This is a genomic window from Nocardia sp. NPDC005825, assembly GCF_040630175.1.
In the GTDB taxonomy this organism is placed as follows: domain Bacteria; phylum Actinomycetota; class Actinomycetes; order Mycobacteriales; family Mycobacteriaceae; genus Nocardia.
On the sequence record NZ_JBEXXC010000002.1, the window covers coordinates 450,474 to 469,660 of the forward strand.

23 protein-coding genes are annotated in these 19,187 nt (G+C 68.6%); 11 read left to right on the forward strand and 12 right to left on the reverse strand.

Translation table 11 applies throughout. The features are described 5' to 3' along the window. Positions 1–23 precede the first annotated feature (23 nt). Positions 24–170, forward strand: coding sequence for a hypothetical protein (locus tag ABZ382_RS06705; RefSeq protein ID WP_357085123.1), 147 nt, complete (start codon positions 24–26; stop codon positions 168–170). Positions 171–250: 80 nt separating this feature from the next. On the opposite strand, the gene ABZ382_RS06710 is transcribed toward ABZ382_RS06705, so the two are convergent. From ABZ382_RS06710 to ABZ382_RS06740, 7 genes are all read right to left on the reverse strand, one after another. Next, a complete protein-coding gene (locus tag ABZ382_RS06710; protein WP_357085125.1) occupies positions 251–634 on the reverse strand; it encodes a hypothetical protein in 384 nt (127 codons plus the stop codon). 213 nt (positions 635–847) lie between these two features. Then, positions 848–2,311 carry a DEAD/DEAH box helicase gene (locus tag ABZ382_RS06715; RefSeq protein WP_357085903.1) on the reverse strand — a complete coding sequence of 488 codons (1,464 nt, stop codon included), beginning with the start codon at positions 2,309–2,311 and terminating at the stop codon, positions 848–850. A gap of 217 nt (positions 2,312–2,528) precedes the next feature. Next, on the reverse strand, positions 2,529–3,470 hold the full coding sequence (locus tag ABZ382_RS06720; RefSeq protein ID WP_357085127.1) for a M48 family metalloprotease: 942 nt from the start codon (positions 3,468–3,470) through the stop codon (positions 2,529–2,531). A 43-nt stretch (positions 3,471–3,513) separates the two neighbouring features. Beyond that, positions 3,514–3,915 carry a BlaI/MecI/CopY family transcriptional regulator gene (locus tag ABZ382_RS06725; RefSeq protein WP_357085129.1) on the reverse strand — a complete coding sequence of 134 codons (402 nt, stop codon included), beginning with the start codon at positions 3,913–3,915 and terminating at the stop codon, positions 3,514–3,516. Positions 3,916–3,993: 78 nt separating this feature from the next. Then, positions 3,994–4,785 (reverse strand): ABC transporter ATP-binding protein, encoded by a 792-nt coding sequence (locus ABZ382_RS06730; protein ID WP_357085131.1) that lies wholly within the window; start codon positions 4,783–4,785, stop codon positions 3,994–3,996. Positions 4,786–4,822: 37 nt separating this feature from the next. Then, positions 4,823–5,917, reverse strand: a complete 1,095-nt coding sequence (locus ABZ382_RS06735; protein ID WP_357085905.1) for an iron chelate uptake ABC transporter family permease subunit — start codon at positions 5,915–5,917, stop codon at positions 4,823–4,825. 110 nt (positions 5,918–6,027) lie between these two features. Then, positions 6,028–7,065: an iron ABC transporter permease gene (locus ABZ382_RS06740; RefSeq protein WP_357085132.1), complete on the reverse strand. Its 1,038-nt coding sequence runs from the start codon at positions 7,063–7,065 to the stop codon at positions 6,028–6,030. A 133-nt stretch (positions 7,066–7,198) separates the two neighbouring features. Between ABZ382_RS06740 and ABZ382_RS06745 the strand changes: the two genes are divergently transcribed. Both ABZ382_RS06745 and ABZ382_RS06750 read left to right on the forward strand, forming a co-directional pair. Beyond that, positions 7,199–7,903 (forward strand): hypothetical protein, encoded by a 705-nt coding sequence (locus ABZ382_RS06745; RefSeq protein WP_357085134.1) that lies wholly within the window; start codon positions 7,199–7,201, stop codon positions 7,901–7,903. Positions 7,904–8,112: 209 nt separating this feature from the next. After that, positions 8,113–9,147 (forward strand): helix-turn-helix domain-containing protein, encoded by a 1,035-nt coding sequence (locus ABZ382_RS06750; RefSeq protein WP_357085136.1) that lies wholly within the window; start codon positions 8,113–8,115, stop codon positions 9,145–9,147. 3 nt (positions 9,148–9,150) lie between these two features. Here ABZ382_RS06750 and ABZ382_RS06755 read toward each other — a convergent pair whose 3' ends face one another. Both ABZ382_RS06755 and ABZ382_RS06760 read right to left on the reverse strand, forming a co-directional pair. Continuing rightward, complete coding sequence (locus ABZ382_RS06755; protein WP_357085138.1) at positions 9,151–10,110, reverse strand: helix-turn-helix domain-containing protein; 960 nt, start codon at positions 10,108–10,110, stop codon at positions 9,151–9,153. A gap of 546 nt (positions 10,111–10,656) precedes the next feature. Beyond that, entirely contained in the window at positions 10,657–10,851 is a 195-nt protein-coding gene (locus tag ABZ382_RS06760) for a hypothetical protein (RefSeq protein WP_357085140.1), read from the reverse strand. 345 nt (positions 10,852–11,196) lie between these two features. Between ABZ382_RS06760 and ABZ382_RS06765 the strand changes: the two genes are divergently transcribed. Continuing rightward, on the forward strand, positions 11,197–12,045 hold the full coding sequence (locus tag ABZ382_RS06765) for a helix-turn-helix domain-containing protein (RefSeq protein ID WP_357085142.1): 849 nt from the start codon (positions 11,197–11,199) through the stop codon (positions 12,043–12,045). Positions 12,046–12,227: 182 nt separating this feature from the next. Beyond that, positions 12,228–12,695 carry a hypothetical protein gene (locus ABZ382_RS06770; protein ID WP_357085144.1) on the forward strand — a complete coding sequence of 156 codons (468 nt, stop codon included), beginning with the start codon at positions 12,228–12,230 and terminating at the stop codon, positions 12,693–12,695. A gap of 211 nt (positions 12,696–12,906) precedes the next feature. On the opposite strand, the gene ABZ382_RS06775 is transcribed toward ABZ382_RS06770, so the two are convergent. Genes ABZ382_RS06775 through ABZ382_RS06785 form a run of 3 tightly spaced genes read right to left on the reverse strand, consistent with a single transcriptional unit; the run spans position 12,907 to position 14,685 of the window. Beyond that, a complete protein-coding gene (locus tag ABZ382_RS06775; RefSeq protein WP_357085146.1) occupies positions 12,907–13,743 on the reverse strand; it encodes a helix-turn-helix transcriptional regulator in 837 nt (278 codons plus the stop codon). Further along, positions 13,740–14,261, reverse strand: coding sequence for a DUF6879 family protein (locus tag ABZ382_RS06780; RefSeq protein WP_357085148.1), 522 nt, complete (start codon positions 14,259–14,261; stop codon positions 13,740–13,742). Before ABZ382_RS06780 ends, ABZ382_RS06775 begins: the two co-directional genes overlap by 4 nt. Beyond that, on the reverse strand, positions 14,242–14,685 hold the full coding sequence (locus ABZ382_RS06785; protein ID WP_357085150.1) for a hypothetical protein: 444 nt from the start codon (positions 14,683–14,685) through the stop codon (positions 14,242–14,244). The genes ABZ382_RS06780 and ABZ382_RS06785 overlap by 20 nt, the downstream gene beginning before the upstream one ends. A gap of 103 nt (positions 14,686–14,788) precedes the next feature. On the opposite strand from ABZ382_RS06785, the gene ABZ382_RS06790 reads away from it, so the two are divergent. The 6 genes from ABZ382_RS06790 (at position 14,789) to ABZ382_RS06815 (ending at position 19,186) form a co-directional block, all read left to right on the forward strand. Beyond that, positions 14,789–15,181: a hypothetical protein gene (locus ABZ382_RS06790; RefSeq protein ID WP_357085152.1), complete on the forward strand. Its 393-nt coding sequence runs from the start codon at positions 14,789–14,791 to the stop codon at positions 15,179–15,181. 62 nt (positions 15,182–15,243) lie between these two features. Continuing rightward, positions 15,244–15,681: a PaaI family thioesterase gene (locus tag ABZ382_RS06795; RefSeq protein WP_357085154.1), complete on the forward strand. Its 438-nt coding sequence runs from the start codon at positions 15,244–15,246 to the stop codon at positions 15,679–15,681. A gap of 121 nt (positions 15,682–15,802) precedes the next feature. Continuing rightward, complete coding sequence (locus ABZ382_RS06800) at positions 15,803–16,105, forward strand: urease subunit gamma (RefSeq protein WP_357085156.1); 303 nt, start codon at positions 15,803–15,805, stop codon at positions 16,103–16,105. Positions 16,106–16,109: 4 nt separating this feature from the next. Continuing rightward, entirely contained in the window at positions 16,110–16,421 is a 312-nt protein-coding gene (locus ABZ382_RS06805) for an urease subunit beta (protein ID WP_357085158.1), read from the forward strand. After that, positions 16,421–18,142: an urease subunit alpha gene (locus ABZ382_RS06810; protein ID WP_357085160.1), complete on the forward strand. Its 1,722-nt coding sequence runs from the start codon at positions 16,421–16,423 to the stop codon at positions 18,140–18,142. The genes ABZ382_RS06805 and ABZ382_RS06810 overlap by 1 nt, the downstream gene beginning before the upstream one ends. A 183-nt stretch (positions 18,143–18,325) precedes the next feature. Then, the gene (locus tag ABZ382_RS06815; protein ID WP_357085162.1) at positions 18,326–19,186 is read left to right on the forward strand and encodes an alpha/beta hydrolase; all 861 of its coding nucleotides are present in this window, start codon (positions 18,326–18,328) and stop codon (positions 19,184–19,186) included. The last annotated feature ends 1 nt before the right edge of the window (position 19,187 follow it).

Here is a 19,187-nt window from a genome sequence, read left to right on the forward strand (position 1 = left end):
AGCGACTTGCCAAGAAATTCCGATTGCCGCGGGCAACCCAGCTCATCGAGATCACCGGCGACAGCGCGCCGGCGCACGCCGACGCCATCGCCGTGCACGTGAAGGCCGACGCCACCGGCGGCACCACCGGTGGTTCGTCGGCAGCTATGTGCTGGGGTTGCAGCGACTGAAAAGGGCTGGCGCATCGGCCGTTTCGATTGCCTGCTGAAGGTCGTCGACGGCACCGCCGACTTGATCTGATTCCGTCGGTTCAGGACGGGGTGGGGATGAACAGCGCCTCGAACGGTGGTGCCCCGACCGCGACGGTCGTATGACCGAGGCCGTCGGTGTCAGCGGCCAGCACCAGATCTCCGGGTGCGAACCGCCGGCGTTCGCCGTCGGTGGTGGTCACCTCGATCGCGCCCCGCAACATGACCACCCATTGCCTGGTCGGGGCCGGATGCGGCGCACTGTCGAAGCCGCCGCTGCGGAGATAGGACACGGCTGGGATCGATGGCATCGCGCCCACCGCCATGGCGGGCACGCCGGCGGCGAGAGTCCGATCGGCCAGCGGGATTTCGGCATCGGTGAAGGCCGATCCGCCGTCCGGGGTGGAGGTGATCACGGTGTAGCGCAGGATGTTTCGCTCGGGCATGGTCCCGATGCTCGCCGTTCGCCGCCTGGTGCGCGATTCCCCGCAGGGAATGGAGAGGGTGATTCTTGTGGCACGCCACAGGCCACATTGACGTTTGCTACAAATTTGCTGGGCCTGCTTTCCGGCTCCGAGTTAGCTCAATCTCGTCGGATTTGCCGGAAAGGTCGCGCTCTTCGTGCCCGCGTGTCGTAGGAACCTACAAACGTGTCGCCCTCATCGGGACGAACGACGGGCCGCGCCCGGCTTGCGCTTCTTGTTGTGCACGCGGCTCTCGCCCTGCGGCCGCTGCTGCCGGAACCGCGGCTGCTCCTTGTCGGCCTTCCCCTCGGGGGCGGGCGGGGCCGACGGATCGGCGATCGGACGGCCGCTCGGGCGGCGGGCTCCCGTGATCTCGACGAGCCGGCGATCGCCCGGGCGCACCTCGACGTCGGTGAGGGTCACCGAGGCGCGCTCCGCGAGCCGGGCCGCCTCCTCGCGATCGTCGGGGGTGACGATGGTGACGACCGTGCCCGACGCGCCCGCTCGGGCGGTGCGGCCGGTGCGATGCAGGTAGTCCTTGGGATCCGCGGGCGGGTCGACGTGCACGACCAGCGAGATGTCGTCGATGTGCAGCCCCCGGGCGGCCACATCGGTGGCGACCAGCACCGGCGCGGTTCCGTCGGCGAAGGCCGCGAGCATGCGAGTGCGCTGGTTCTGCGCCTTGCCGCCGTGCAGGGCGACCGCGCCGATACCGATCTCGCGGAGCTTGCGCGCCAGCTTGTCGGCTCCGTGCTGGGTGCGCACGAACAGCAGCGTCCGGCCTTGCCGCGCGGCGATCTCACTGACCACCGCGCGCTTGTCGGGCCGTCGGACGTGCAGGGCGTAATGCGCGATCGTCGGTCCCGCGGCGACTCGCCCGAGGTCTCCCGTGACCGTGCCGACCGGCGAGTCCACGCCGACCGCGGCCGACCCGGTGCCCGTCGTGCCCGAGGTGGCCGACCCGGTGCCCGGCGCTGCCGAATACGTGCCCGACACGGAATCCACCGCGAGTGCGTCTGAATCCGGGCCTGCCGCAGCCGTATTCGGCACGTGCGCCGTGCTCGCGCCGATCGCGTGGGTGGCGGGATCGTGGAGATACTTCTGCACCAGCCCGTCGACGGTCTCGTCCAGCGTCGCCGAGAACAACAGCTGTTGCGCGTCGTCGGGCACCTTGTTCAGCAGCGCGGTGAGCTGGGGGAGGAAGCCCAGTTCGGCCATATGGTCGGCCTCGTCCACGGTGACCACGCGAATGTCGTTCAGCTGCACCGCTTTCCGTCCGAGTAGGTCGGTCAACCGGCCCGGCGTCGCGATGACCACGTCCACGCCGCGCGCCAGCCGCTCCTCCTGCTTCTTGATCGGGAGCCCGCCGACGGCGGTGGCCAGGCGCAGGCCCAGCGACAGCGCGGGTTCGTCCAGCGCCGCCTCGATCTGGATCGCCAGCTCCCGGGTGGGCGCGAGGATCAGACCGCGCGGCCGCTTGAGGGCGCTCGGCGCACCGAACAGCCGCACCAGCATCGGCAACCCGAACGCCAGCGTTTTGCCCGACCCCGTCGCGGCCCGGCCCAGCACGTCGCGGCCCGCGAGAATATCGGGAACGACCGCGGCCTGAATCGGGAACGCCGTATCCATCCCGCCCCGCCGCAGCGCCTGCACCAGCACCGGTGGCAGACCGAGATCCGCGAATCGGGTCGGCGCCGCCGCGGTGGATGTCGGTGCGGGTGTCGGATCGGTGTGGATGGTGGCCTCCGGATCGGGATTCGGTGTCGCCGCGGGACCGCGGCGGGTGGATGTCGGGTTGGGGGTGTTGCCGGAGCGTTCGGCGGGCACGGCGGAACCGTCCGCGCCCGAGTCGGATTCGCGGGCGGGCGGAGCGGGTTCAGGCACGGCTGACCAGGCGGCTGACCTCGACCAGCCAGGGGATCGCGACGGCGAGGGTCGGCACCACGAGGATGGCGGCGGCGGCCAGGTAGGCGGCGACGGCGATGCGCAGGTCACCGATGGGACCGGCGAGGCGCTGGATGCGGATCAAGGTGCTGGGTCCGCCCGCGGCCATCGCGCCCTGCGGGGCGGGCGAATTCGAGCAGGCCACCAGGGCGCGGGCCAGCGGGGTGGGGCCGGTGACCTTGACCGCGGAGTCGTCGGCGAGCAGTTCGATGAGCAGTTTCACCGAGTCCAGCGCGGACTTGGAGCGGACCACGCGGGGGAAGGCCTCGTGCGCGGCGGTGAAGGCTTCCAGCACCAGGTCGTGGCGGGCGCGCAGATGCGAGCGCTCGTGACTGACGATGGCGGTGAGTTCCTCGTCGGTCAGATTGGTGACCGTGCCCTGGCTGAGCACCACGCGGCGGCGCAGCCCGGGCAGGCAGTAGGCGATCGGCTCGGTGGCCGCGAGCACCCGGATGTCGGCCGATTTGCGTTGCACGCTGGACTGATCGAGCAGGTCGACCAGCATGCGGTGGCGGGCGCGGCGGCGACGGGTGTGGATCCCGACCCGGATCACCGACCAGATCAGCCGTGCCCCGACGAGCAGTGTGAGCGCGAACACCAGCACCAGGCCCAGCCACAGCGGCAGGCCGAGGACATCGATTTCCTTGCTGGGGGTGGTGGTCGGCCGGCCGTCGGGGCCGGGGACCAGCAGGCGGGAGGCGATGGCGAGGCCGGAGCCGAAGGCGCTGAGCACCGCGGCCAGCGCGATGGCCTGCCAGAGCACCAGAGCGGCACGGGGACTGCGGAAGGGCCAGGTGGCCCGGGAGAGCAGCGCTGGCACCGGTCCCGCCAGTAACAAGGCGAGACCGGCGAATACCGGCGCTGTCCAGTCCATGTCCTCAGCTCACTGCGTTGTGGGGCTCGGGCCGAGGGTACAGCTATGTGGACTCGGGTTTGTCCTTGCGCGCCACCTCGGTGGCTTCGAGCTTAGCGAGTGCGGCCCGCAATGCGTCAGCCTCGTCGGCGCCGACCTGCTCGACGAAGTGCACGAGCGCGGCGCGGCGGCTGCCCACCTCGTCGGCCTGCTGCAGCGCGTCGAACATGAGGCTGGCGACGAGTTCGTCGCGGGTGTGCACGGGCGCGTAGCGGTGTGCGCGGTCGTCGCGCTGCTGGACCACCAGGTTCTTCTTCGCCAAGCGCTGCAGAACGGTCATCACCGTGGTGTACGCGAGTTCACGACGCTCAGCGAGGGCTTCATGGACCTGCCGGACCGTTTGCGGTTCGTCGGCCGACCACAACTGGTCCATGACCGCTTTCTCGAGTTCACCAAGACCTGCCATCCCACCAGCTTACGGAGGCAACGACAGCAATGCGTACTACAGGTCGTCGTAACCGGCGGGTTGCTGGTGTGGGATTCCTCATACGATGACGTGGCGGTTGCCGATCGGCACGATCATGGGCCGCCCGGACACCGGATCCTCGAGCACCTCGGCCCGCAGATTGAACACATTCAGCAGCAGTTCGGCACTGATGATGTCCGCGGGCGCGCCCTGCGCCTCGATGCGGCCGTCGCGCATGACGATCAGGCGGTCGCTGTAGCGGATCGCCAGGTTCAGGTCGTGCAGCACCATGACCACGGTCCGGCCCAGGTCGTCGTGCAGGCGGTCGACCAGGTCCAGCACCTCGAGGGCGTGGGTGAGGTCGAGGTAGGTGGTCGGTTCGTCGAGCAGCAGGATGTCGGTGCCCTGGGCCAGGGCCATGGAGATCCACGCGCGCTGGCGCTGGCCGCCGGAGAGCTCGTCGAGGGTGCGCCCGGCCAGGTCCGCGATGCCGGTCTGTTCGAGCGCGGCCAGCACTTCGGTCTCGTCGTCGGCGGACCACTGCCGCAGCCACGACTGGTGCGGGTGTCGGCCGCGGGCGACCAGGTCGGCGACGGTGAGGCCCTCGGGCGCGACCGGCGTCTGCGGCAGCATGCCGACCACGCGGGCGATGTCCTTGGTCTTCATGGTGGCGATGGCCTTGCCGTCCAACAGGACCCGGCCCGCCTTGGGGCGCAGCAGCCGGCCCAGGGAGCGCAGCAGGGTGGATTTGCCGCAGCCGTTGGGGCCGATGACGGTGGTGATGAGCCCGGGCTCGATGTCGACCGACAGGCCGTCGACGATGATCCGCTCGCCGTAGCCGAGAGTGAGGGATTCCGCAGCGAGAGTCACAGTGCCACCTTAGAAGTCGCGGGAGCCGACGTCGAAGTCACAGCGTCGCCTTCCGGTTGGTGCGAACGAGCAGATACAGCAGGAACGGTCCGCCGACGGCCGCGGTGACCACACCGACGGGCAGCGACACCGGAAACGCGGTGCGGGCGAGCAGGTCCGCGCCGACCACGGCGATGGCCCCGACCAGCGCCGACGCGATGACCGGTTCGCCGGGCGTGCGCAGCAGCCGACGCGCGATCTGCGGCGCCGCCAGCCCCACGAAGCCGAGCGGGCCGACCGCGGCGGTCGCCAGCGCGGTGCAGCCGACCGCGGCGGCGATGAGGATCGCCTGCTGGGTCTGGATGCGGACGCCCAGAATGCGGGTGGTGTCGGTGCCGAAGCGCAGCGCGGCCAGCGTGCGCGCCGACCCGGCGGTGACCAGCAGCGCCAGCCCCAAGCCGATCGAGGCGGGGATCAGGCTCGACCAGTCGGCCATGTTCAGCGACCCGGTCAGCCATTGTTGGGCGTGCGCGGCGTCGGTGAGCGTCGCCCGGGTCAGCAGCCAGCTCACCACCGACAGCAGCGCCGCGTTGACGCCGATCCCGATGAGCACCAATCGGAATCCCATCACCCCGGCGTCCCCGGACGCGGTGCGACCCCAGGCCAGCAGGTAGATGAGCACCGCGGTCAGCAGCCCGCCCGCCAGCGCCGCCCCCGAAACCCCGAGTGCCGCCGCCGTCCCCGTCCCGGCCCCGCCGAGTCCGACCAGTACCGCGACCGCGCCGACGCTCGCGCCCGAGGTGATTCCGAGCAGATCCGGGCTGGCCAGCGGGTTGTGCAGAATCGACTGCGTCACCGCGCCCGCCAGCCCCAGCGCCGCCCCGACCACCACGGCGGTCAGCGCCCGCGGCAGCCGCGAATCCATGATCACGAACCGCTGCGCCCGAGTTCCTCCGCCGCCCAGCACATCCAGCACGCGCCCGAGCGGAATCCGGAACTCGCCCACCGCGATATCCAGCGCGAACAATCCGAACAGCAAGGCCGCGAGCGAGATCACGGTGATCAGCGCCAGAGGACGCAGCACAGAGGAGAATCCGCCCGCCCGCACCGCCGGTCGGACGGCCCGCAATCCGGCGGCCGCGCCGTGGCGGATTTCGTGCGAGAGCGCGGTGGATTCCGGCTGTTCACTACCCGCCGAGGGGTTTGCGGGCGAGTCGCCCGAGCTCACAGCGTCGGAGGTGGCGTTGGGAGGTGTCGGGAGTGTCACAGGCTCACCAGCTTTCGGCGGCGGACGAGCAGGAGGAAGAAGGGTGCGCCGAGGGCCGCGAGGGTGACACCGGCCTGGAGTTCGCCGGGTCGGGCGATCAATCGGCCCGCGGTGTCGGCCAGGAGCAGGACGATCGCGCCGAGCAACGCCGAGTAGGGGAGCAGCCAGCGATAGTCGGGGCCGGTGAACGCCCGGGCCAGGTGGGGGACGATCAGGCCGAGGAAGGCGATGGGTCCGACGGCGGCGGTGGCGGCGCCCGCGAGCAGGACGACCGCGACCAGGCCGAGGGCGCGGCTGCGGGTGATGTCGACGCCGAGACCGCGGGCCACGTCGTCGCCGAGGCCGAGCAGGTTCAGGGTCGGGGCGCAGGTCAGGGCCAGGATCGCACCGACCACGAGGAACGGCAGGACCTGCCGGAAGACGGTGGCGTCGTGCCCGGCCACGTCGCCGACCACCCAGTAGCGGTAGGTGTTGAGAGCCGTCCCGTCGAGCAGGACAACGATATTGGTCATGGCCTGCAGGAACGCCGTCACGGCCGCGCCCGCGAGGACCAGGCTCAGTGGGCTGGCCTTACCGCCGCCGAGCGCGGAGATGCCGAACACGACCGCGCCCGCGAGCAGCGCGCCCGCGAACGCGAACCAGATGTACTGGGCCGGGCTGGTGAGCGCGAGCAGGTGGATGCTGAGTGCGGCGAGGAACGCCGCGCCCGCGTTGATGCCGAGTAATCCGGCGTCGGCGAGGGGGTTTCGGGTGTAGCCCTGGATGAGCGCCCCGGCCATGCCGAGCGCGAGCCCGGTGATGAGGGCCAGTCCGGTTCGGGGGAGCCGCAATTCGCGCACGATCTGGGCGGCGGTGTCGGTGGCCGGGCACGAAAGCGGCAGTCCACCAGGGCAGGTGAGGGCGTCGTAGACGGTTCCGAGCCCCAGATTGCGGGTACCCAGGGCGATGCTGGCGGCCAGTGCGCCGAGCAGGAGCACGGCGAGAACGAGAAGTCCGGACAGACGTCGCCGTCTGGTGGTGACTACGGCGGGCACGGTGACGAACTACTCCTGACACGTTCTTGGTCGATAAGTATGGTAACCCTAACCTATCTTCTCGTACACGTTGTCCATGCTCCACGCCTTTGGTCCCCACATTGGCCGAATAGTCGATGAATGAGGAGGTTCGATGCTCGAACCCGTAACCGTGTGCCCGCCGCGCGATTCCAGGCTCGCCTTCGGGACGGCCTGTCACCGCCTGCGCGCCCTGCAACCCGACCACCCGCGTGTCTACGCCGTCGCCGCCATGGTCGACCAGGGTAAACGCAGATGGTGGCGACTCGCCGACGGCATTCGTGAGGGCCGCATCGAGCTGATGTACCGGCGCCACGCCGCGGAGATGAGCAATGCCGACATCGCCGCCGAGGTGGTGGCCACCGCGCTGATCCACGCGGTGGTGGGCCGGGTGATGGCCATGGTGGTGTCGGAGGGCCGCGCCTGGGATCCGGGCCTGGAGAACCTGTGGATTCACACCGACAACGACGGCGGCATCGACTGGGCCGGTCTGTCCGACACCACCATTCGCGTCCTGGACGGCGACCCGCTCGTCGGTGAGGACGGTGTGGTGGCGCTGCCGTGCGAGCCGGCGCTCTACGTCTGGCTCGCGCACCGCTGCCTGCCCGCGCTGACGCTCATCCAGGGGGCGATGACGCACTGCTCCGGGCTGAGCGTGCGGCGCTTCTGGGGGCTGGTCGCGGAATCGGTGGTGGGTGCGGCGACCTACGTTCCGGCCCTGGCCAATACGTCCTCCTCGGAGGGGGCGCGTCGCGGCCAGGCCATGCTGGCGGCCTTCGAGGACCGTGGTCTACCGGTGCGCCGGGTGTGCGTCAGGTAGACCTGTCGGTCCGTCCGAACGTCATGCCACCGGTTTGCTGTAGCCGTCGATTCGGTCATGTACCGCGCCCGCCGGAGTCTCGCAAGTAGACTGTGCGGCAAACGATCTTGATGCATTGACGGTGCAATTCCTGCGCCGTGGCGGAGGGCGGCCGGGCTATCTGCACGATGGTGTGCTGCCCACTTGCTGCTGCTACTGTTCCGACCGCGGTGCGGGTATCCCGAGGGGTGCCCGCACCGCGTCGTCGGATCGAACTGGTGGAGGCGTGGATGGCGGTCGTGTTCGATACCGCGGCATTGGCCCGGCACGAACGGGCGGACGCGGTGTCCGCCGCGGCGTCGGAAACCCTTGCCGCCGCTGAGGTTCGACTCACCGCGGACCGGACGGCCGAGGCCCGGGTGGAGGCGTGGACTTTCGGGCCGGCGGAGTTGCTGCGCTTCGCGACCTCGGGGCTCGAGCTGGTCAGGACGCCTCAGCATGTCCGGGCCAGTCCGGCCGGGCGGTTCTCGGTGACCAGGCAGATCGGCGGGACCCGGATTCATGAGCATTTCGGCGTGCGGGAACTGCTGCTGCCGGGGGATTGCGGCGCCGTGGACTACGACAGCCCGTTCATATCGGTGACGCGAGAAGCGTCGATCAGCGTCAGCCTGCGTATGTCGGTGGAGGAGCTGGGGCTGCCGGCCGACATCCTTCGGTCCGCCGCGCTGAGCCTGCGCGGCAGCCCGCTCTATCCCATGATCGGCTCGTTCATCGCGGAGCTGCTCGATCGCGCCGATTCGATCGAATCCGATCCGGGCGCTGCCGAGCTGGGGCGCGCCGCGGTGGATCTGGTCCGCGCCCTGGTGTTGTCCGCGGCCGGAGCCGAGTCGGCCGATGCCGGCGCGGGCCTGCCCGCGCCGCTGTTGTTGCGTCAGATCGAGACCTACCTGCGGGCGAACCTTCGGCGCGGTGATCTCAGCGCCGAGGAAGTCGCTGCGGCGCACCATATCTCGGTGCGCCGGTTGTACCGGCTGTGGTCGGATCACGGGCTGTCGTTGCGGCAGTGGATCATCGGCGAGCGGCTGGAGCTGGCCCGTCGCATGCTCGCGGACCCCCGGCACGCCGAGCGCACCATCGGCTGGATCGCGCGGGCCTGCGGATTCCGTGACGCCAGCCACTTCACCCGCCGCTTCCGCGCCGCCTACGGCGTCGGCCCGAGCGAATGGCGGGCCGAGGCGCGAGGTGTCGGCGGGTCCGGGAGCTAACGCTCAGGCGGTCGCGGCGGCGTAGCGCCAGTCGCGCGGGGTCATCCCGTACGCCGCCCGGAACCGGCGGGTGAAATGCGTGGCGTCGCGGAAGCCGACGGTGTGCGCGATGGCGCTGATGGTGCGTCCGCCGTGCGCCGGATCCACCAGCAGGGCGCGGGCAGCGGCGAGGCGTTCGCCGATGATCCACTGCTCCAAGCGGATTCCCGCGTTGGCGCACAGCCGGTACAGGTAGCGGGCCGACATATTGTGGGCCGCCGCGATCTGCTCGACCCGCAGGTCCGGATCGTTGAGGTGGCGGCGCACGTAGTTCTGCACCTCACGAACCACGGCCTGCTGATGCGCGGGCGTCTCGTCGCCGGTGGCGGGTCCCGACGCCGAGAGCAGCAGCGCCCGCACCATTTCCACGCAGCACTGGCCGACCATGACCGCGGCGGGATCGCGTTCGAGGGCTTCGGCGCCCTCGATGAGCTCGGTGATCTGCCCGGCGGCCATATCGTGCAGGGGGCTGTGCCGCAGCCGTCCGGTGGCGGCGGCCAGGGTTTCGGCGGACAGTCCCAGCCGATCCCGCGGCACCGCGATGCACCAGGATTCGCCGATGCCGTCCCAGCCCACCTCGAAGGGGGTGGCGAAGTCCCACAGGGCGCATTCGCCCGGGGCGGTCACGGTGTGGCGGCCGTTCTGGTAGTGATGCCGGACCGCCTGCTTCTGCAGGACGACCGCGACCGCGGACGACGGTGTCCGATGGACATGCGCGGGTGTGCGCCGCACGCGGACCGCGGAGATCTGGATCCGGTGCAGGGTGGCCACGCCCAGCCGCCACTTCTCGTGACGGGTGATGACGTGTTCGGGTGGATCGAGCAGTTCGGCGTCGACCTGGAGAGCGACCGACTTCGCGAGGTCGGTGACCAGGCCGCGCCGATTCTCGATCGGGTACGACTGCGCGTCCAGAAGGACAGCCATCTCAACTCCCCTCGGAACCCGCCCCTACCCGAGTCCCAGTTTCGTGCTGAACAATTGCGAACCGCCTGATTTTAGAAAGTTCACGGCAAACTCCATGCATGTGTGAGACGGGCATTACGAGGACCGCAGTGCTGAAAAGTCGCGCAAAAGGGACCTGTCGGTCAATCGACCAGTGAATTCGCGCCCGAGAATCGACTCTCAGTGCCACGCGCGCGGCACGCAGAGGCGACAATCGTGCGCCCACAGCAAAACTGCGGGCCGCCTCCGACGTGTCGGTTAATGCCTCAGCTACCGGTTGGCGAGCGTTCGTTTCGGGTGCGCGGTAAGTCGATTCGGCGGCAGGCAGAGCAAGCCTCGCCCTGGCCCGGGCAGGTGATCGCAGGGCACGCGGCGGCCCCTGTTCCGGATGACGACGGAACAGGGGCCGGGGGTCGGGCGTTGGATGCTCCGGGTGTGCGGCCCGACAGCGTCTCGTGGGATCCGCCCAAGGATCAGGTGATCCTCGCGAACCGGGCTGTGCTGGTAAGGAATTCGATCGGTCCGAGGTCAGGCGGGTTCTCCGATCGAAGTCGCCAGGCGCGGGAACACGTCGAAGCCGTCGCCGACGATCACCGGAGTGGACTTCGCCGCGCGCCGAGTGCGCACCGGACCGCCGGTCCCGGCTGCGCCCAGGACCGCGGCCGCGATGGCGACATCGCCACCGTGCGGGCCGTGCCCGCACGCGGTGACCTGCCAGCCCACTCCATGCGGGGTTCTTCTCGCGGCCGGCCGGGTGATCGACCCCTGCAGGTGGGTCGACACCGACGGCCGGCCGGGTGGAACCGGGCGGGGGAGGCGGCTCACTGCGTCGCCCGCCCGGAATCGACCCTAGGGTTTGCGGCCACGGGTGCCCATGACCGTCAGTGCACAGAATTCGACTCAGAGTGACTGCGCGCCATTCGTTTCCCCAGCCGTGCCCGGCGGCAAACCGTTCTGGCGGTGTCAGCCGATTGGCTGGCACGTTCAGCACCCTTTGCGGCCCGGTCATCCACATACCGTGGATTCGTGGTCGGGGTCACAGTCATGGCCGAGAGAAGCGGGAGAGACATGGCGAACATGCAAGGCGTGGCGACGATTTCGTGCGAGGACCCGGGCCTGCGGGGTGCGGGACGCCGGTCCTCCGAGGTCGACGGCGCGGCCGTGCAACCGCCGAGCTTCGGTGCGGTGCTGCGGCTGCTGCGCGACGAGCGCAGGGTGTCACGGGAGCGACTGGGCATGGCGGCCGGCGTGAGCGCCAGCTACATCACCCACCTGGAACTCGGCCGTCGCGGCCGCCCCACCCAAGCGGTGGTCGAGGCCCTCTACGGCTGCCTGCACCGCGTCCGACCGGTCTCGCACCGGTCGCGCCGCTACCTGTTCGATCTGGCGGGCCTGCCCGACCCGGCCGCCCCCGAACTGGGCGAACTGCTGGACGCCATCACCCCCGCGAAGCTGCGCCGCCTCGAACGCCTCGGCCCCGACCCCGCCGGATACTTCGATTCCCGCTGGAACGTGCTGGCCCTCAACGACGCCGCCCGGCTGTCCTTCCCCGGCCTGACCGAGGGCGGCAACTGGCTGTCCTGGCTGCTCGAGGACCCGCGCGCCGCCACCGCCCTGATCGACCGCGACATCGCCCTCCGCGGCTCGGTCGGCGTCCTGCGCGCCCGCATGGCGGCCTTCGACGTCCCCGAGTGGTCCGGCGAATTCCTCCGAAGACTCGGCCGCAACCCGGAATTCCGCCGCCTGTGGTCCCAGGCCGAAAACCTCGGCGACACCGGCGAATGCGCCGTCCGCATCCGTGATTTCCGCACCGGCACAGCCATTCCCGTAGATGTCCAACTCTACGACGTCGAAAGCGCCCGCTACCCCGGCTGGATCCGCATGCTCTGGGGCATGACCGACCTCGAGGCGGAGTAACCCGACCCCCGCGTCCTCGCGGCGTCCGGCCTCGATCTGCTCGTACTCACGGTCACGATGCCGGATCGGCGCGCCCCGGGAAGTAGGGGCAACCCGATTCATTGAAATTAGAACATTTCACTTCCTGTGGGCGATAGCTTTCGTCGGCCTCGTAGTTCGAGGCCGACGAACAGGAGGCGCAGATGAGTGCACGTATCAGGGTGGATCGCCGGATCGGCTGGGGCATTCGGGTTTTGGTCGCGGTTTCGGCCCCGGTGTTGCTGTTCGCCGCTCCGGCCGCGGCCGAAACCACCATGGGTCACGTCGCTATGAAGCAGTCGAATCCACAGGTTGGATGTGCCTACGAGGTGAACAGCGGTGACTTGTACCGGTTGAGCGCCGGTGACCTGACGGGGGATAGCTACGCGGCGAGCGGCTTGGCGGTCACCTTTTTCGACAATGGCGCCACCATCGGCACCGGCCAGGTGAGCGACAGCCCCACCGGAGGTCCGGCGAAGGTGTCGTGGACTCCGAAAACCGCTGGTCAGCACCTTCTTACCGCGACGGTGGAGACCGGCGTCGGCCCGATCCCCCTGGAGTCGTTGACCGTGCAGGTCCGCGCGGCTACGAGCACGGGCAGCTTCGGCTGCGCGCCCAGCATATTCGGCTAGCGCGAAAGCGGCGCTCGCCGTCCGCGCCGCCCCGCAATACAGAGGTGGTGGGCTCTGTCGACCGATCACTCTCGACAGAACCCACCACCGGCAGCGGATCGGGGGCCACCGCAGCCCTCGGGGCCTCCCACGATCCTGACGCCGATTCCGAGTGTAGGTCAGGCTTACCTAAGTTGCAAGCCTTGTGGTCGTGCGGGTCCAGCGTCAGGTGTCAGCGGGACCGTGTGGCGAGTGCCCGGAGAATCAGGTTCCTGGCCTCGTCGCCAGTGACGGACTGGCTTGCCAGGGCATCGAACGCGCGTCCGTACTGCGCTATCTCCCTGGGTTGGGTGACCGTGAGTTCGGCGGTGACGGTTTCGACCATCACCCGGGTGTTGTCGAAGATGGTGAAGTTCGTCATCGATACCCGGTAGGGCTCTTCGGCGGGAACGATGCCGAGCACCACCCGCGGCAAACCGGCGACGGCCAGCAGCCGGTCCAACTGCCCGACCATGGTCTTATCGGTTCCAACGGTGGTTCTCAACGCCTGCTCGGCGATGACGAAGTGGAACTTGTGATTCCGCCGGTACAGAATCTGTTGCCGCTCCAGGCGTTTCGACACCCCTTCGTCGATGTCGTTCGGCACCTGCTGGAACTCGATCACCTGCCGCAAGACGCCCTCGGCGTATTCGGCTGTCTGGAGCAGTCCGGGGACGAGGAACGGGTGGTACACCCGCATGATCTCGGTCTCGGCTTCCAGCTTGATCGACGCCTGCTGCCTGCGTTTGGTGCCGGTACCGAGAACTCGCCGCCATTCCAGCCACGCGGCTTCGATGTTCCGCAAGGTCGCGATCAGATCGGATACCTGGCTCTCGGAGTCGGTATGTGAGCACCAGGCGCGGATGTCGGCATCCGTGGGCTTGGTCTTCCCGTATTCGATCTTCGGGACTTTGGTCTGATGCCAGCCTGCCCGCCGGGCGAGTTCGCTACCGGAGATACCCGCATCCAAGCGAAGCTCCCGGAGCCGCGCTCCGAGAGCCTCCTTGGCCTGATCGAGCGAACCTGTCATGGTTCGCTGTACTCCGACAACGGAACTGCCAGGGGCCACACTCGTGCCTTGACGGTTCGGGTGTGTTCGACGATGTGCGGATCGGTGGTCACGGCGCCACCGAGCCAACGCCCGTTCTCGCCCGGTTCGAACACCGTGAAGGCCACCACCGAGTCGTCGAACAGCCAGAAGTCATCGGTGGTCAGTTCATCGGGCGCTATCAAGTGCCGGGACAGGTATCGCACGTCTTCACCGGCCTCCGCGTTGAGGCGGGCAACATGCTTCGCGTATCGCGTGTAATCGTTGTGCGGCAAGGTGACTACCCGTGCCCGGTTGACCGCGACACCCCGCTCGGTGGTCTCCCGAACCAGGTCCAGCCACGGTTGGAACCACCCGTAGTCCTCGGGTTCGCCAGCGAGGAACCGAACCAGGGGCGGGTAGTCCGGTGGGTAGTAGTCGTCTCTGACCTCGAGGTGGAACGCCTCGCGCTCGGCCTCGCGAAACAGGTTGTCGAAGGCCTCACCCTGCACTAGCAGCATTGCCGTAGTACGTCCTCTCCTGCCTGGGCACCTCGATGGCGGTCTCATTGGGGCGAATGTCCATCTGCGCCAGCGTCTCACCATCGGTCACCGGCGTACCGGAGAGGGCGAAAGTCCCTCTGCCCGTGTCGGTCAGGTGCGTTCCGATGTACGTATCCGGCTGGATGAAACCGAGCAGCCTTTGCGGGATCTCGACGGTTCCGGTCGTGTCCGTTTTCCACCCTTGGACGACGTAGGTCTCTCGTTCTGTGTAGTACATGCTCGGGCAGCCTCCGCCTTCGGAGTCGCCCTTGCCCAGGAAATGTATCCGCATGATCAGCCTCCAAATCAGAAGTAATGCGCGAGCATGCTCACGCATTCCCAATGATCCTCCGCCACTGGCCATATCGAACTGGAAGACTGGCAGTCGAGCATCTTCGAGCATAGATGTGGTCGAAGTCGGTGTCCTGTTCGTAGCTTTATGGCACAGAGTTCGGGGCCGGTGCGCGAGGACCGGCCCCGTCGAATCACCGACCCGAGGGGGCCTAGTGGCCGATCGACCGGACAAGGCAGTGATCTACATATTCCGGCCGCTGCTCACGACCAGAGCCGACCTGGATTGGGCGGAGTTCTATGCCCGCCAAAGAGCGCTGCAGCTGGGGTTGCGTGTGTGTTCGGTTCTGTTGCAGGACAACTCGCACCCGGATCGCATCGGGACCTTGTACCGGCTGTTGCGGGAGATCGACTGCGCGGTCGTGATCACCCCTACATTGGCGCATGTCGGTGGAAACCCCAGGCGGATAACCGCGTTCGCTGAACTGCAGACGGTGCATCCCGCCGAGTGTCATCCGTGGCGGACCAGGCTGGGCGCCTGCGAATTGACCAAGGCGCTGGTGTGGGAGTGCGACGATCATTCCGGTGCTCGGGAAGCGAGGCCTTAGGCGGATGGGTGCGGCGGGGTCCCGGCGGTGAGGTGGCCCGGCCTATGTGCAACTGTGTTCATATGAGCGATGACTTCTCCTCGATCAAGTCCCTGGCTGATGTGACGCCTGAGCTGATGAACAAGCTGAGTGAGGGGACGTTCACGGACCTCATCGGGTTGAAGTTCACCGAGTTGAGCGGGGACGGGGTCGCGGCGGAGTGGGTGGTGACGCCGCAGTTGTACCAGCCTGCGGGGATCGTGAACGGGGGCGTGTACTGCACGGTCATCGAGACTCTCGCGAGTGTGGCGGGCGGGGCCTGGCTGGGGGACCGGGGGACTGTCGTCGGGGTGAACAACAACACCGACTTCCTGCGGGCGGTTCGGGAGGGGAAGTTGACCGGGGTGGCGACGCCTGTTCATCGGGGGCGGTCGCAGCAGTTGTGGCAGGTCGTCATCACCGATGAGCAGGAGCGGACAGTGGCGCGGGGACAGGTGCGGTTGCAGAACCTCAGCGCGTAGCGGGGGACGGGCGGGGCGGATTCGCGGGGCGCGGAAAATCGTATATCTCTGAAACATGCTGGTAACGCGGGTCGTGCCAGAATGACCGACGATCCGTCCCCGTGATTGCCGAGGAGCCCGTATGCGACTGACGCCGCACGAGCAGGAACGCCTGCTGTTGAGTTACGCGGCCGAGTTGGCGCGGCGGCGGCAGGCGCGGGGGCTGAAGCTCAATCATCCCGAGGCGATCGCGATCATCACCGATCACGTGCTCGAGGGGGCGCGGGACGGGCGCACGGTGGCCGAGTTGATGGCCTCCGGGCGCACCGTGCTGACCCGCGACGACGTCATGGACGGCATTCCGGAGATGATCCACGACGTGCAGGTGGAGGCCACGTTCCCGGACGGCACCAAGCTCGTCACCGTCCACCACCCGATCGGATGACGCGATGATTCCCGGTGAATACCTCTGTGCCGACGGCACGATCGAATTGAACGCCGGCGCCGACCGCGTCGAACTGGATGTGCTCAATACGGGGGACCGGCCGGTGCAGGTCGGGTCGCACGTGCATTTCCCGCAGGCCAACTCCGCGCTCGCGTTCGACCGCGACGCCGCGCACGGCCACCGCCTCGACATTCCGGCCGGTACCGCGGTGCGGTTCGAACCCGGTCTGGGGCAACGGGTTTCGCTGGTCCCGCTGGGCGGCGACCGCGAAGTGCACGGAATCAGCCTCACCCCTCCCGGAAAGCTGGATGCCTGATGGCCGAACTCTCTCGCGCCCGATACGCCGAACTGTTCGGGCCCACCGTCGGCGACCGCATCCGGCTCGCCGACACCGACCTGCTCATCGAGATCACCGAGGACCGCAGCGGCGGACCGGGACTCGCCGGTGACGAGGCCGTGTTCGGCGGCGGCAAGGTGCTGCGCGAATCCATGGGCCAGGCCCGCGCCACCCGCGCCGAGGGCACCCCGGATACCGTCATCACCGGCGTGGTGATCGTCGATTACTGGGGAATCATCAAGGCCGACATCGGTATTCGTGACGGCCGCATCGTCGCCATCGGCAAGGCCGGGAACCCGGACACCATGAGCGGTGTGCACCCGGACCTGGTGGTCGGTCCGTCGACGGAGATCATTGCCGGCAATGGCCGCATCGTCACCGCGGGCGCCATCGACTGCCACGTGCACTTCATCTGCCCGCAGATCCTGGACGAGGCCATGGCGGGCGGCATCACCACCCTGGTCGGCGGCGGCACCGGCCCGGCCGAGGGCTCCAAGGCCACCACCGTCACCCCGGGCGCCTGGCATCTGGCCCGCATGCTGGAGTCCACCGACTCCTGGCCGGTCAACATCCTGCTGCTGGGCAAGGGCAATACGGTGCGTGAGGACGCGCTGTGGGAGCAATTGCGCGGCGGCGCGGGCGGTTTCAAACTGCACGAGGACTGGGGCACCACCCCGGCCGCCATCGACCGCTGCCTCACCGTCGCGGACGCCTCGGGCGTACAGGTGGCCCTGCATTCGGACACGTTGAACGAGGCCGGTTTCGTCGAGGACACCCTGGCCGCGATCCGCGGCCGGGTCATCCACTCGTATCACACCGAGGGCGCGGGCGGCGGCCACGCACCCGACATCATCACCGTCGCTTCGCATCTCAACGTGCTGCCCAGTTCCACCAACCCGACCCGGCCGCACACCATCAACACTCTCGACGAGCACCTGGACATGCTGATGGTGTGCCACCACCTGAGCCCGTCCATCCCCGAGGACCTGGCTTTCGCGGAGTCCCGCATCCGCCCCTCGACCATCGCCGCCGAGGACCTCCTACACGACCTGGGCGCGATCTCCATGATCGGCTCCGACGCCCAGGCCATGGGCCGGATCGGCGAGGTCGTCATGCGTACCTGGCAGACCGCGCACGTCATGAAGCGCCGTCGCGGCTCCCTGCCCGGCGACGGCGCCGCCGACAACAACCGCGTCCAGCGCTACGTCGCGAAATACACCATCTGCCCGGCGGTGACGCACGGCCTGGACGCCGAGATCGGTTCGGTCGAGGTCGGCAAACTGGCCGACCTGGTGTTGTGGGAGCCCGCCTTCTTCGGCGTCCGCCCGCACGCCGTCATCAAGGGCGGCGCGATCGCCTGGGCCGCCATGGGCGACGCCAACGCCTCCATCCCGACCCCGCAACCGGTCCTCCCGCGCCCCATGTTCGGCGCCGCCCCGAGCGTGACGGCCTCGACCTCCCTGCACTTCGTCTCCGAACAGGCCATCGAGGACGGCCTCGCCGACCGCCTGCGCGTCAACCGGAAACTGGTCCCGGTGGCCAATGTCCGCCGCCGCACCAAGGCCGACCTCCCCAACAACGAGGCCATGCCCCGCATCGAGGTCGAACCCGACACCTTCACCGTCCGCATCGACGGCGAGGTCTGGAGCGAGCAACCCGCCACCGAACTCCCGATGGCCCAGCGCTACTTCCTGTTCTGAGTCACGGTCCTCCCCGGTCCCGGGGAGGGCGAATACCGCATCGAACGCCAATGCCCGATGGGCATTGGCGTTCTTTCGTCTGCGGACACCCGCCCCACAGTTCTGATGATTTCATCATTTTCTTCTTGACAGAGGAAACCGTCGTAACTGATGATTTCATCAACAACGGGTACGGAGGTGGCGATGACGAGCATCGATAGCCAGCTGATCGAACGGACGGTCCGGGTCGGCGGCCGCGAGATCCATGTCGGAGAGACCGGATCGGGACCGGCGGTCGTGCTGCTGCACGGCGGTGGCCCGGGCGCGACCGGGACCGCGAACTACTCGCGCAATATCGGCGAGCTGGCCCGCCGGTTCCGCGTGATCGTGCCGGACCTGCCCGGATACGGGCGATCCGAGAAGTGGATCGACCAGACGGATCCGTTCGGCTACCTCGGACGGTCGATCGGAGGGCTTCTCGACGAGCTCGGCATCGATTCCGCGCATCTGGTCGGTAATTCCTACGGTGGCGCTGCCGCCCTGCGCCTGGCGCTGGATCGGCCCGAGAGGGTCGGCCGCATGGTGCTCATGGGCCCGGGCGGCGTCGGCACCACCCGGACCCTGCCGACCGCCGGGCTGAACGCGCTGCTGGGGTACTACCAGGGTGAAGGTCCCAGTCGCGACAAGCTGCGCCGATTCATCCGGGAGTACCTGGTATTCGATGGCGGCACCGTGCCCGAGGAACTGATCGAACAGCGCTACGCGGCCAGCATCGACCCCGAGATCGTCGCCAACCCGCCCCTGCGCCGCCCGTCGGGCCCGCTGGCGCTGCGGACCTTGTGGCGCATGGATTTCACCCGCGACTCGCGGCTGCGCGCGCTCGCCCATCCCACCCTGGTGATCTGGGGTGCGAACGACAAGGTCAATCGTCCCGACGGCGGGCGAATGCTGGCCGAGACCATGCCGAACTGCGACCTGTACCTGGCGGCGAACACCGGCCACTGGGTGCAGTGGGAGCGCGCCGAACTGTTCAACACCCTCGCGGCCGCGTTCCTCGAGGACTGAT

Coding starts and splice junctions, on each gene's coding strand:
- ABZ382_RS06765 (WP_357085142.1), top strand. CDS start 11,197: ATGGCGAACATGCAAGGCGTGGCGACGATTTCGTGCGAGGACCCGGGC.
- ABZ382_RS06775 (WP_357085146.1), bottom strand. CDS start 13,743: ATGACAGGTTCGCTCGATCAGGCCAAGGAGGCTCTCGGAGCGCGGCTC.
- ABZ382_RS06805 (WP_357085158.1), top strand. CDS start 16,110: ATGATTCCCGGTGAATACCTCTGTGCCGACGGCACGATCGAATTGAAC.
- ABZ382_RS06810 (WP_357085160.1), top strand. CDS start 16,421: ATGGCCGAACTCTCTCGCGCCCGATACGCCGAACTGTTCGGGCCCACC.
- ABZ382_RS06710 (WP_357085125.1), bottom strand. CDS start 634: ATGCCCGAGCGAAACATCCTGCGCTACACCGTGATCACCTCCACCCCG.
- ABZ382_RS06770 (WP_357085144.1), top strand. CDS start 12,228: ATGAGTGCACGTATCAGGGTGGATCGCCGGATCGGCTGGGGCATTCGG.
- ABZ382_RS06780 (WP_357085148.1), bottom strand. CDS start 14,261: ATGCTGCTAGTGCAGGGTGAGGCCTTCGACAACCTGTTTCGCGAGGCC.
- ABZ382_RS06745 (WP_357085134.1), top strand. CDS start 7,199: ATGCTCGAACCCGTAACCGTGTGCCCGCCGCGCGATTCCAGGCTCGCC.
- ABZ382_RS06785 (WP_357085150.1), bottom strand. CDS start 14,685: ATGCTCGAAGATGCTCGACTGCCAGTCTTCCAGTTCGATATGGCCAGT.
- ABZ382_RS06720 (WP_357085127.1), bottom strand. CDS start 3,470: ATGGACTGGACAGCGCCGGTATTCGCCGGTCTCGCCTTGTTACTGGCG.
- ABZ382_RS06815 (WP_357085162.1), top strand. CDS start 18,326: ATGACGAGCATCGATAGCCAGCTGATCGAACGGACGGTCCGGGTCGGC.
- ABZ382_RS06795 (WP_357085154.1), top strand. CDS start 15,244: ATGAGCGATGACTTCTCCTCGATCAAGTCCCTGGCTGATGTGACGCCT.
- ABZ382_RS06800 (WP_357085156.1), top strand. CDS start 15,803: ATGCGACTGACGCCGCACGAGCAGGAACGCCTGCTGTTGAGTTACGCG.
- ABZ382_RS06755 (WP_357085138.1), bottom strand. CDS start 10,110: ATGGCTGTCCTTCTGGACGCGCAGTCGTACCCGATCGAGAATCGGCGC.
- ABZ382_RS06725 (WP_357085129.1), bottom strand. CDS start 3,915: ATGGCAGGTCTTGGTGAACTCGAGAAAGCGGTCATGGACCAGTTGTGG.